The sequence below is a fragment of the Falsiroseomonas sp. E2-1-a20 genome (assembly GCF_051433195.1).
Classification (GTDB): domain Bacteria; phylum Pseudomonadota; class Alphaproteobacteria; order Acetobacterales; family Acetobacteraceae; genus Falsiroseomonas.
In genome coordinates this window covers 1-11,378 of the sequence record NZ_JBHMFT010000075.1, presented here as the reverse complement: position 1 = coordinate 11,378, position 11,378 = coordinate 1, and the positions used below count along the sequence as shown (strand labels likewise).

Sequence of the window (11,378 nt, the reverse complement as noted above, 5' to 3'; positions counted from 1 at the left end):
CGGCGCCGCCACGCCGGCCCGAACCCGGCCGCGGCCGCGGCCGGCCGCGGCTGGTCCCGCTCGAGGCGGACCCGCCCGCGCCGCCGACGGGGCCGATCGCGCCGCGGCCCCCGGTCGCGCGCACGGCCTTTGACTACGCCGACCTCGAGGCCGCCCTGCGCGAGACCGAGGCGGCGATGCGCCGCACCCGCCAGACCCTCGACCAGCTGGCCGGCGGCGGCTGGAAGCCGGATGCCGACGACGGGAACGCGGCGGAGGCGGAGCCGCCGGCAGAAGACGCCGACGATACCGGCGACTGACCAAGGCGTCGCCGGCGCAAGGTTGGAGGTTTGGTGCCTGTCAGGCGCGCAGGACAATCGTACTCGGCGCTTCCACAGCCCACACCAGAAGCCTAGCCTCCGATCGCCAGGGAAAGCGGCTCATGCACCCCCTGGCGAGGAGGAAACCATGCAAGCATATCCGGCCATTCGCCGCTGGACGCTCGCCTTCGGCCTCGCCCTTGTCCCCGCACTCGCACAGGCCCAGCAACAGCAGCACGACCATAGCCATGGCGGAACACCGCCTCCTCCGGCCGCGCTCGGCGCCCTGCACTTCCCGGTCAACTGTACGCCCGAAGCGCAGGCGGCCTTCGACGATGCGATGAAGCTGCAGCATTCCTTCTGGTACCAAGCCGCCGACCAAGCGCACCGCCGGGTGCTGGAGCGCGACCCAAACTGCGTCATGGGTTACTGGGGTCAGGCTCTTGCCCTGCTGCGCAACCCCTTCAGCCCACCGCCGCCCGACGCGCTGCCGCAGGGCCGGGCGCTGCTGGAGCAGGCGCAGCGTATCGGCGCCAAGACAGAGCGCGAGGCGGGGTTTATCGGAGCGCTGATGTACCTCTTCGCGGCCGACGACATGCCGGGTCACCGTGCCCGCGTGGTGCAGTATGCCCAGGCCATGGAAGCGCTGAGCAGGCGCTTCCCGGACGATACGGAGGTGGCGATTACTCATGCGCTGTCGCTGGTCATGGCGGCTTCGCCCACGGACAAGACCTACGCCAACCAACTGCGCGCCGGTGACATCCTGGAGCGGGAATACGCCCGCCATCCGCAGCACCCCGGGATCTCCCACTACCTGATCCACGCCTATGACGTGCCAGCGCTGGCGCAAAGGGGCGTCGCTGCAGCAGAGCGCTACGCTGCGCTTGCTGCGGACGCGCCGCACGCGCTGCACATGCCCTCGCACATCTTCACCCGGGTCGGGCGGTGGGAGGATTCAATCGAGACCAACCGCCGCTCGGCCGAGACCGCGCGGGCGCGCGGGGAGCGGTTCGATGAGCTGCACGCCCTTGACTATATGGTCTACGGCTACCTCCAAACCGGCCGATCCGAGGCGGCGCAGCGCGTGCTGGACGAGATCGCCCGCTACGCCGAATGGAACCCACCGACGCCGATCGGGAGCTACGCGCTGACTGCCATGCCGGCCCGGTTGGCGTTGGAGCGCGGCGACTGGCAGGCTGCTGCGGCGCTTGGCACTCGGCGCTATGGCGTTCCCTTCGTGGATGCCACCACGCACTTTGCCCGTGCCATGGGCGCGGCGCGCGCCGGCCAGCCAGAGGCCGCCGCCGCAGACATTGAGTCGCTGAAGGCTGCGGCCGCCGAGCTGCAGGGTCGCGACGCCTACTGGCAGGAGCAGGTGGAGATCCTGCGCGTCGCCGCCGAGGGATGGTTGGCCTTCGCGCGAGGTGAGCATGAGGCCGGCCTCAGCCTGCTGCGCGAGGCAGCGGAACGCGAGGCAGGCACCGAGAAGCACCCGGTCACGCCCGGCCCGCTCTTCCCGGCGCGGGAGCAACTTGGGGAGATGCTGCTCGCGATGGATCGTCATGCCGCGGCACAAGGCGAATTCGAGGCGGTTCAGCAGACCGAGCCCAATCGCTTCCGCGCAGTGTATGGGGCCGGCCGCGCGGCCGAACTGGCCGGGGATCGCGCCGCAGCAAGGCGGCACTACGAGCACCTGGTGCAACTTGCGGAGCGCGCTGACACGCCTCGGCCGGAGATCGAGCAAGCACGCGCGTTCGTTAGCCAGCAATGATAGGGCGGGGGCGGGCTTAAGCCCGCCCCCGACGCCACTGCACAGCCAGCCGCAGGAGGCCCGAGGTTGCAATGTGCCGCACCGACGTAGCGAGCCGCCCGATAACGGCGTAACCAGCCGGGTGTCGCCGGCCACTGCGCAGGTTATGCTGCCGACCGTAACCGGCTCGCGGGGCCGAGGCCGTGGTAGTGCCCCCGTAAAGGCAGCCGTGCCAGCGCCGGCGACGGCGCGTGATCTGGTTGACCGCCCCATCACCTGCTGCGGGCTCGGACACCGGATGCGTTGCTGCCTAAATCACGAGGTCGGTGGCAGCATGCTCGCTGCTTCGGCCGAGGCACCGTTCTCGATCAGCCCTCCCGCAATGGCACGCGGATCATCGCGCTGAGCCCTGCAGGCTTGAAGTTCAACTCGGCCGAAGAACCCGGCCCGAGATCCTGTGGCAGGACACGTTCGAGAATGCGGGTGCCAAAACCGCGGCGGGCGGGTGCTCCGTTCAGGCGCGGACCTTGCGTCTCGCTCCAGTTGATGACTGCCATGTTCCCACCGACCAAGTCGCAGGTTACGAGGACGCGGCCCTCTGAAAGCGATAGTGCGCCATGCTTGGTGGCATTGGTGCCCAGTTCGTGCAGACCCAGCACGAGCGCCTGTGCCTGCCGTGGCGTCACCATTGCGCGTTTGGCACCGTCTGACATCCGCAGCACGATGCGGGTGCAGCCTTCTTCCTCAGTCAGCCAAATCGAAAGGGCCGCGCAGGTGACAGCCTGAAGACGCGTCGCCTCCCAGTTATGCTGGGTGAGCAAATCATGCGCTCGTGCCAGAGCCTGAAGGCGCATCAGGAAGCTTTGCGCGAACTGCTGCAGATCGCCAGCCGCGCCGCGGAGCGTCTGCTCCGCGAGGACCTGAACGGTCGCCAGCGCGTTCTTCGCGCGGTGGTTCAGTTCTGCGACCAGCAGCGCGAGACGCCGCTCCACCTGCTTTGTTTCGGTGATGTCTTGGATGACCGCCACGGTGCGGATGGCCTGCCCGGCCGCATCGCGCGCGGCAACGGCCGCACTGATACGAACCCAGATGACATCGCCGCAGGGACGGATGTAGCGTTTTTCCGTCTCGTAGCGGCCGGCCTTGTCGATTGCGGCTAAGGCGGCTGCATTGATCCCACTGTCATCCGGATGGCTGACATCATTTGGCCCCAGGCCGCCGAGAAGATCGACCTCCCGCCTGTCGACGATCTCGCAGAACCGCCGGTTAACGCGCAGGTAGCGGCCGGTTCGGGGATCCACTTCAGTAACCCCGGCCGCCGCTGTCTCGAAGATGGCGCGGAACTCCGCCACGCTCTCACGTAGCGCCGCCTCCGCCTCCCGGCGCATGGTCGTGTCCGTCGCTTGGATCACAAAGAACATTAACTCGCCATTTGCCGCGCGCACTGCAGTCACGGCCGCGTCGGCTGTACGTACCTCGCCGCTGGCGGTCCGAAACTTGTCTTCCGACGGAACCGCTCCACTCGCCTCCGCCGCGGCTGCAAGGCGACGCGGCCAAGCCTCCCGCATCTCAGGCAGCCCTTCCCAGAAGGGAGTGTCCCAGAAGGCGCGGCCGATCACCTGCTCCCGCACGATGCCTGCGGCCCGAAGCGGCAGTTCGTTGATCTCCAGCGTGATGCCGGTGGGGGAAAGCACCGCCATGAACTGGAACTGCTGGTCGAAGACCATGCGGAAGCGCTCTTCGCTCTGCCGCAGGGCCTGCTCCGCGGCGTCACGCGCCGTTTCGTCTCGCAGCGTCAGCACTGCCCCGGTCTGCACACCCAGGGAATCGAAGACGGGCTTTGCAGACCCGACGGCAAGAACCTCCGAGCCATCCGGGCGTCGGATGCGCCAGCGCGCCGCCTCCACGCGCTCCTGGCGCAGCACCGCACGGGCCAGCGGCAGATCCTCGGTCGGGTATGGCAGCCCATCCTCGGTGCGAAGGTCATAGGCGCTGCTGTAGCCAAGCGGGGTTACGTTGAAATGCGCAACCCCGTGCATGCGCGCTGCCGCCTCGTTGATGAACACGATGCTGCCGGCCGCGTCGGCCAGGATGACCCCCTCGGCGATCTGCTCGAGGACTGCGGCATAATCCGTGAAGGCAAGTACCTGCTCCCTGGGGTGCTTGGCAGCCTGCATTTCTGCAAGCTGTGCGTGAGCCTTCGCCAGCTCTTCCCGCAGGCCCGCAATTTCGCGTTCGAGCTGCCCTGCTCGGTCATCGGTCACGTGGATGAAGTCCTGCAGGCGCGATGTTGGGGCCACCGGTTATTCCGGGCACCACTATCGCGCAGCCAGAGGTCACGAGCAGTCTCTGTATGCGGCATTGTTTCTCTGTTTGATGATTTAAAAGTAACTCATTGATAGCTGAACGCCGTGTTCTTAGGCGAGTCAAACCATCTACCGATCAATTCGAGCCGGTCCACTTTTTGGCGGCGCGTCACCTCGGCCTACTTGCGGCCAGCACGGCGTCGGAGGCTGCCTGCCGGTAGCCAAGATAGGCTGGGACCTGCCAAAGCAGATTCCGCCGGCCCGCACTACCGCCGAACCAGCAGCGAGAGCACGCCGCCATACGTCGCAGCCCGTGCCCGTTGCCAGCCCAGCGCTATCAGCAGCGCCACCAGGCGCCGCAAGGCGATGCCTCTACGAGAGGGGTACAAGTATCACGCGACAATACTGCAATAGGCCATCCCGTACATGTGCCTTGGGATAGCCGCTTTCTCAACAGAATTTTGTTCTGATCTGATGCTGTACTTCGAAAAATCAGAAGATCCGCTATCTCGCCTCGTTGCCAATGGCACCTGCCAGGACGTCGCGAAATATCTGAGCGATCCGACTTGCGCCAGCGTGGAGGCCAACATGCACACCTTCTACGAGCTCGACCCATTCTACTTCGAGCCGGAACCCTACTATGAACCGGACCTCTATTACTTTGAGCCCGATCCGATCTATGTCGATCCGGAGCCAATATATGTTGAGCCATATACCTATTATGAACCGGATCCAATCTACTACTACGATTCTGCGCCAATCTACTACGAGCCTGTTCCCTTCATCGAGCCAATAATCATTGTCGAACCTGTCGCAGTTTTGGTGCCGGCCGTCACGTACCCACTCGATGCCGCGTTGCTGTTCGACGACGACTTCTACCTTTTCACAAACCCGGACGTGGCGGCGGCAGGAATTGATCCGCTTGTCCACTACGCGAACTTCGGATGGATCGAGGGCCGCGACCCAAATGCCTTCTTCGACACGAGCGGCTACCTCTTCGTCTATAGCGATGTAGACGCGGCTGGGTTCGACCCGCTTGTCCATTACGCGCTTTGGGGATGGCTTGAAGGTCGCGACCCATCTGCATTCTTCGACACAGACAGCTACCTCTTCGCCAATCCAGACGTGGACGCAGCTGGGATCAACCCACTCGAGCACTACCTCCATTTCGGCGCCTCGGAGGGTAGGCTCGCCTTCGCAGACGGGGTCTTTAGCTGACGCGCAACGACAGCCGCAGGACGCAAGAAGGCCCGATCAAGCCATGGATCTGGAATGGCCTTTCGAAGGTCGCCGCCGCGCATCGTGCGGCGGTAGTCGGCGCAGCCTCGGCATTGCCGGTGACCGCCATTTGCGAGCGGAAGACGACCATAACTCTAAGCGACAACATCAGCCAAGTACGCTTGACCACCGCGGGCAACACTCTTCCGGATGCAAAATATAAATATGAAATTCTCTTGATAGCGCGAGCCGATCTTTAAGAATTATGGCGCGGGTTAGAGTGCCGCCCTGGCTTACACAGCAACACCTCCTGCATATCCGCTCCCTTGGAAGACACCGATCTCAAAGTACTTCTTGGATTGGCCTAAAATTTGCACCTCCCAGCTTGCTGGACCGCGATTTCGCGTGCCGGCTTTAGGAGGACTTCGTATGCGATCCAAAAAGGCGTCAGCGCCGGCTTCCAAGCCGCCTCGCTCGGCCTTGCGCGGCTTTACCTTGGCGTCGACCTTGGCCGGCGCGATGATGCTCGTCGTCGCCCCCGCCCAAGCCGCGCCCATGCTGTATGAGGCCGTCCTGGCGCCGCTGAGCGGCTCAGGCGTCTCGGGTCTCGCAAAGCTCAGCCACGACGGCAACATGCTGACCGTCAACATCACGGCGAGCGGCCTGACCCCGAACCAGCTCCACGTGCAGCACATCCACGGCCGCTTCGACGCGGCTGGCAACCCGATGGATTCCGTCACGCCCACGCTTGCGCAGGACACCGATGGCGACGGCTTCATTGAGCTGGCCGAGGGTCTTCCCTCCTACGGGCCCATCATTCTGAACCTCGATGGACCGCCGGGCTCGGGCGACTTCCCCACCGCGCCGAATGGCTTGGTGAACTTCACGCAGACCTATGACCTCTCGAACAACGCCCTGTTCTCCCAGGATTTCACCAAAGAGGATCTGCTCCCGCTGACACTGCGCGAGATTGTCCTGCACGGGAGGCTGCTGGATTCCGGAACCGGACTGGGGTCTGGACCCGGCGAGGCGGATGGCACACCGGGCTACAAAGTGGTGCTGCCTATAGCGGCTGGCGAGATCCGCGCCGTGCCGGTGCCTGAGCCGGCATCGCTCGCGCTGTTTGGCGCCGGTCTCGTCGGGCTAGGTCTGGTCCGGCGCCGGCGCGCTCGCCGAGCGTAACATCTCGCGGCGGCGCCCACGGGTGCCGCCGCTCCTGCTTCTATCAGTCCACCCTGTCCTAGAGGCCCAAGCCCAGGAGACGACATGTTTCCACGTCACGCCATCGTCCGGCACAGTCTCTTGGCCGCTGTCCTGGCCTCGCTGGCTCCTGGAGCCGCCCGCGCACATCCAATGTTGCAAGCCTCGGAGCCCGCTGACGGGACGACCCTGAATGCTTCGCCGCCCGCACTGAACCTGATGTTCACGCATGACTGCCGTGTCACAGCCATTCGCCTGTTCGATGAGGTAGGGCGGGAGCACGTGGTGCGCCGCGAGGGTGGGCCCGCGGTGTCCAGCCACGCAACCGCCATCATGGCTGCGCCGCTGCCGCCAGGCGCCTACCGGCTCGAGTGGCGCGCCCTGGGCAACGACGGGCATGTCATGAATGGAGCGGTACGCTTCGCCATAAACGCCGCACGGTGATCCTGGAGCTATTGCAGCCGGAGCCAAATTGGCTCCGGGGTATCTCCACGGCGCTGCGCATCGCATTCTATGTGTCATGCCTCGGAGCCGCGGGGCTGGGCATCTTCGCCCTTGTCTTTAGGCGGCTGCAGGAACCCCAGGACGCCACAGCCTGCCGTCGGATGACGCTGGCGACGGCAGCGGTAGGGCTGGCGTCCAGCCTCGCCTGGCTGACTGTCCAGGTCGCCTTGGCATCCGCTGGGGATCCCTTCGATGCCGAGATCTGGGACCTGATGCTGACGTCCCGCCCCGGCCTCTCCGTTCTGATGGTGTGGGCGGGCTTGCTGGCCGTCGCATTGGCCGTTTGGATCGGGCGTGCAGCCAGTACCGTCGCCACTGCGGGGGTGCTGACAGTCGCCGCGAGCTTCACGAGCGTTGGCCACACCACTCAGCACCAGCCGCAAGGGCTGCTGTCGGCGGTACTGAGCCTGCACCTGCTGGCTGTCGCCTTCTGGGCGGGGAGCCTATGGCCGCTGGCGCTGGCCTCCAGGCGGGGCGGCCTGGCGGCGGCCCGATTGCTCAAGGCTTGGACGCGGATCGCCAGTTGGGTGGTAAGCGCCCTTCTTTTGGCAGGTGTCGTGCTGGCGTGGCTCCTGGTCGGGCGCTTAGAAATACTGGTAACCACGGCCTACGGCTTGGCTCTCCTCGCGAAGGTGGCATTGATCGCCGTCCTGCTCGGCTTTGCGGCTTTGCACCGGTTCCGGCTGACGCCCGCCCTCGCAGCCAATATCCCCGGATCGGGCGCGCGCCTTACCGCTTCCATAGGATACGAAGCCTTCGTCATGGTTCTGGTGTTCTGGGCCGTCGCAGAAATGACAGCAACCAGCCCAGGCGGCGAAGGCTGACGGCGTAGACTTCATCCGCCGGTCACGACTGGGCGTGCGGGAGCGCATGCTGGCGATGGCGCAGGAGCGTGGGGTCGCGCTTGGTATGGCCTTCCTGGACGGCACCTCCGCTCGCGTCCGTTGGAAGGCTGTCGAGGCGGCGAAAAAGACGCGGCACTAACGGAGCGAGACACACGCGAGGCGCTTGGTGACTCTCGTAGAGGCTACGAAACCAAAACCGCCCGCCGCCGCATAAGGGGCGGATATGGACACGCCGGATGGAAAGGCTGGTGGGGATAACTAACGTCAGCACGCCACGACGTTCACGGCCAGACCGCCAAGCGACGTTTCCTTGTACTTGTGGGACATGTCGAGACCGGTCTGCCGCATGGTCGCGATGGCCTGGTCGAGGCTGACGCGGTGCGTTCCGTCGCCGTGCAGGGCCAGCCGTGCGGCGTTGATCGCTTTCACCGACGCGATGGCGTTGCGCTCGATGCAGGGCACCTGGACAAGCCCGCCGACGGGATCGCAAGTCAGGCCGAGATTATGCTCCAACCCGATCTCCGCCGCGTTCTCGACCTGAGCATTTGTCCCGCCGAGGGCGGCGGCGAGGCCGGCGGCAGCCATGGCGCACGCAGACCCTACCTCGCCCTGGCAACCCATCTCAGCGCCGGAGAGGGAGGCGTTGCGCTTGATGAGTGCGCCGATGGCCGAGGCGGCGAGGAAGAAGGTCTCGATCCCTTCGCCAGACGCGCCGGGTACAAAGCGGTCGTAGTAGTGGAGCACCGCCGGCACGATGCCGGCGGCACCGTTCGTCGGCGCGGTGACGACACGGCCACCGGCAGCGTTTTCCTCGTTCACCGCAAGAGCCCAGAGGTTCACCCAGTCCATCGCACCTAGAGGGTCAGGGTCGTTGATCCCGGCGCGCGCTTGCAGTCGGCGGAGCAGTGCCGGGGCTCGGCGGCGGACGCGCAGGCCACCCGGAAGCTCGCCTTCAGCAACCAGGCCGCGCGCGGCGCAGGCGCGCATGGCGGCCCAGAGGCGGGCGATGCCGGCGGTGATGTCGCGGGCGGGATAAGCGGCCGCCTCGTTGGCGCGGGTCACGGCCGCGATGGTCAGACCTGATCGGTGCGCGACGTCGAGCAAGTCGGCCGCGTCTGCGAACGGATAGGGCACGGGTGCGGGTCCGCCGCCTTCGGCAGAGAGCGGTCGACCCGCTTCGTCCACAACGAAGCCGCCGCCCACTGAATAGTAGGTCCGGATCACCGAACCGGTCTTGCCGATTGAGGAGAAGCGGAGACCGTTTGGATGTAGAGGCAGCGTCTCGCGCGAGCGGAAGATGATGTCTGTTCCCGGGTCAAAGGTAATGCATCGTCCGCCGGGGAGCGTGAGACGGTGCCGCGTCCGGATGTCGGCTGCGATGGCCGCGGCCTCGTCGGGGTCCAGCGTGTCGGGGCACGCCCCGGTGAGGCCGAGCATGACGGCAATGTCGGTCGAGTGGCCGCGGCCGGTCAGCGCGAGGGAGCCGAACAGTTCAACGGACACGCGCTCCGTGTCTGGGCCCAACTCGCCTGCAAAGGCCGCCGCGGCAATCATGGGACCGACCGTGTGGGAGCTTGAGGGACCGATGCCGACCCGGAAGAGGTCGAACGGGCCGATCCAGGGGGTAGGGCTACAGGGGCCGGTCATTGATGGCGTTCTACTTCCCTTGGCCAGCTGCGTCAGTGCCTCGACGATATTGTGTGATCCGGCTTGCGCAGGTTGTCGCAGAGGAGGTCACCGGGCGCCACCGGTGCTGAGCGGCCTGGCGCTGGCGGTCGTGCAGGCGCTTTGACCGCAAAGCCGTGCAAGATGGCGCTCAGAGGAGGACGTATGATGCCCATAGCCGCCATAGCTCGCGAGCGCGCCCAGGCCTTTTGCAACCGCTTCGGCCTGCGTGCCCCGATCCTGCTGGCGCCGATGGCGGGTTCCAGCCCGCCCAGCCCCGCCGCCGCGGTGGCGAGTGCCGGCGGCATGGGCGGCTTTGGCGCGCTGATGGCGAGCCCCGACGCCATGCGCAATTGGGCCGCGCAGTTCCGCAGCCGCAGCAGCGGCAGCTTCCAGGTCAACCTCTGGATTCCGGACCCGCCGCCGGCACGTGATGCGGCGCATGAGGCGCGGGTACGGGAGGCGCTGTCGCGCCTTTCGGGGATAGAGGTGCCTGGAGCGCCCCCCATTTCGAGCGGACACCTGGCGAAGCCCGGAGCGACCGTCTTGCGAGTCAAGCAGGCAGCCACGGGGTTTTGGTTCGGACGATGGCGTTGAGGATGCCCAGCAGGCGCCGTATGCAGGCGATGATGGCTACTTTCTTGGGCCGCCCTCGGGCAACGAGGGCATCGTAGTGGGCCTTGAGCACGGTGTTGCGCCGGACAGCCACCAGAGTGGCCATGAATAGGGCATTGCGTAGCGATGTGCGGCCGCCAGCGATTGCCCGGTGCCCACGTTGTTGACCGGAGTCGCGATTGATTGGAGCGACGCCAACCAGCGCAGCGAGCTTGCGCCTGTCCAGCTGACCCAGCTCGGGCAGTTCGGCGATCAGCGTTCGCGCCGTGACGCTGCCGATGCCTGGCACCGAGCGCAGCAGGTCCTCGGTGACACGCCATAGGGGCGAGGACCGCACGACGCCTCCGATGTCGCCGTCTAGTTTGGCAAGTTGGGCTCGCAGCACGGCTACGACGGCATCGATGTCTGCATGCACCTTCGGGTTGCTGGCACAGCGGCGCCGGTTGCCCTCCATCACGATCATCTCGACAACCTGACGCCTCCGAGCGACCAGTTCTGCGAGAGCCTGTGCCTGCGCATCGGGCATAGGCCGTCCTTGCTCAACTTGGGTCGATCGAGCCGGGCAAGTTCGCCGACCTTGTCGTTCTGTCTCAGTATCCTGGCCGTCGAGCCAGAGCAGATCCGCGAGACACGTGCTCTGATGACCCTGCTCGGCGGACGCGTGGTGCACCGGCAGGGGATGTGAGGGGCTGCATTATTGGCGGAATGAGCTGTTATACTAAATCCCATTGATCGGAACCTGCGCCCGCCGAAGGCGGGCGAGCGGCCGAATGGCCGCCGCGCCAAGTGGCGCGTAGCCAAGCCGGCGGATGCCGGCGCCGGCGATTGAGCGACTGTGTCGGTCGTCAAGCGCTTTGGGCGTGCCACGGCTGTTTGTCCCGGATGATGGCGTTGAGGATGGTGAGGAGCTTTCGCGCCACGGCGACAAGAGCGACCATCTTGGGCTTGCCGGCGGCGAACAGGCGGTCGCGGAAGG

At 65.9% G+C, this 11,378-nt stretch carries 9 protein-coding genes and 2 pseudogenes; 7 read left to right on the top strand and 4 right to left on the bottom strand.

All coding sequences use genetic code 11. The features are described 5' to 3' along the window. Both ACFHPP_RS29375 and ACFHPP_RS29370 read left to right on the top strand, forming a co-directional pair. Positions 1 to 299 (top strand): annotated as a pseudogene (locus ACFHPP_RS29375) (hypothetical protein); the annotation flags it as partial. Between the two features lie 148 nt (positions 300 to 447). Then, entirely contained in the window at positions 448 to 2,070 is a 1,623-nt protein-coding gene (locus tag ACFHPP_RS29370) for a hypothetical protein (RefSeq protein WP_437166780.1), read from the top strand. A 347-nt stretch (positions 2,071 to 2,417) separates the two neighbouring features. Here the strand turns inward: ACFHPP_RS29370 and ACFHPP_RS29365 are convergent, their stop codons facing one another. Then, entirely contained in the window at positions 2,418 to 4,313 is a 1,896-nt protein-coding gene (locus ACFHPP_RS29365; protein ID WP_437166779.1) for a PAS domain S-box protein, read from the bottom strand. Positions 4,314 to 4,943: 630 nt separating this feature from the next. Here ACFHPP_RS29365 and ACFHPP_RS29360 point away from each other — a divergent pair. The 4 genes from ACFHPP_RS29360 to ACFHPP_RS29345 all read left to right on the top strand — a co-directional run bounded on the left by ACFHPP_RS29360 (position 4,944) and on the right by ACFHPP_RS29345 (position 8,101). Further along, positions 4,944 to 5,573 carry a hypothetical protein gene (locus ACFHPP_RS29360; RefSeq protein WP_437166778.1) on the top strand — a complete coding sequence of 210 codons (630 nt, stop codon included), beginning with the start codon at positions 4,944 to 4,946 and terminating at the stop codon, positions 5,571 to 5,573. Positions 5,574 to 6,002: 429 nt separating this feature from the next. After that, positions 6,003 to 6,755, top strand: a complete 753-nt coding sequence (locus tag ACFHPP_RS29355; RefSeq protein WP_437166777.1) for a PEP-CTERM sorting domain-containing protein — start codon at positions 6,003 to 6,005, stop codon at positions 6,753 to 6,755. Positions 6,756 to 6,839: 84 nt separating this feature from the next. Then, positions 6,840 to 7,217 carry a copper resistance CopC family protein gene (locus ACFHPP_RS29350; RefSeq protein ID WP_437166776.1) on the top strand — a complete coding sequence of 126 codons (378 nt, stop codon included), beginning with the start codon at positions 6,840 to 6,842 and terminating at the stop codon, positions 7,215 to 7,217. Next, a complete protein-coding gene (locus ACFHPP_RS29345; protein WP_437166775.1) occupies positions 7,214 to 8,101 on the top strand; it encodes a copper resistance D family protein in 888 nt (295 codons plus the stop codon). Before ACFHPP_RS29350 ends, ACFHPP_RS29345 begins: the two co-directional genes overlap by 4 nt. A gap of 285 nt (positions 8,102 to 8,386) precedes the next feature. Here ACFHPP_RS29345 and ACFHPP_RS29340 read toward each other — a convergent pair whose 3' ends face one another. Continuing rightward, positions 8,387 to 9,769, bottom strand: a complete 1,383-nt coding sequence (locus ACFHPP_RS29340; RefSeq protein WP_437166774.1) for an L-serine ammonia-lyase — start codon at positions 9,767 to 9,769, stop codon at positions 8,387 to 8,389. Between the two features lie 183 nt (positions 9,770 to 9,952). On the opposite strand from ACFHPP_RS29340, the gene ACFHPP_RS29335 reads away from it, so the two are divergent. Then, a complete protein-coding gene (locus ACFHPP_RS29335; RefSeq protein WP_437166773.1) occupies positions 9,953 to 10,384 on the top strand; it encodes a nitronate monooxygenase in 432 nt (143 codons plus the stop codon). Here the strand turns inward: ACFHPP_RS29335 and ACFHPP_RS29330 are convergent. Beyond that, positions 10,341 to 10,928: a transposase gene (locus ACFHPP_RS29330; protein WP_437166772.1), complete on the bottom strand. Its 588-nt coding sequence runs from the start codon at positions 10,926 to 10,928 to the stop codon at positions 10,341 to 10,343. The genes ACFHPP_RS29335 and ACFHPP_RS29330 overlap by 44 nt on opposite strands. Before the next feature lie 319 nt (positions 10,929 to 11,247). Then, a pseudogene (locus tag ACFHPP_RS29325) lies at positions 11,248 to 11,378 on the bottom strand (IS110 family transposase); the annotation flags it as partial.

Coding starts and splice junctions, on each gene's coding strand:
- ACFHPP_RS29370 (WP_437166780.1), top strand. CDS start 448: ATGCAAGCATATCCGGCCATTCGCCGCTGGACGCTCGCCTTCGGCCTC.
- ACFHPP_RS29360 (WP_437166778.1), top strand. CDS start 4,944: ATGCACACCTTCTACGAGCTCGACCCATTCTACTTCGAGCCGGAACCC.
- ACFHPP_RS29355 (WP_437166777.1), top strand. CDS start 6,003: ATGCGATCCAAAAAGGCGTCAGCGCCGGCTTCCAAGCCGCCTCGCTCG.
- ACFHPP_RS29350 (WP_437166776.1), top strand. CDS start 6,840: ATGTTTCCACGTCACGCCATCGTCCGGCACAGTCTCTTGGCCGCTGTC.
- ACFHPP_RS29340 (WP_437166774.1), bottom strand. CDS start 9,769: ATGACCGGCCCCTGTAGCCCTACCCCCTGGATCGGCCCGTTCGACCTC.
- ACFHPP_RS29335 (WP_437166773.1), top strand. CDS start 9,953: ATGATGCCCATAGCCGCCATAGCTCGCGAGCGCGCCCAGGCCTTTTGC.
- ACFHPP_RS29330 (WP_437166772.1), bottom strand. CDS start 10,928: ATGCCCGATGCGCAGGCACAGGCTCTCGCAGAACTGGTCGCTCGGAGG.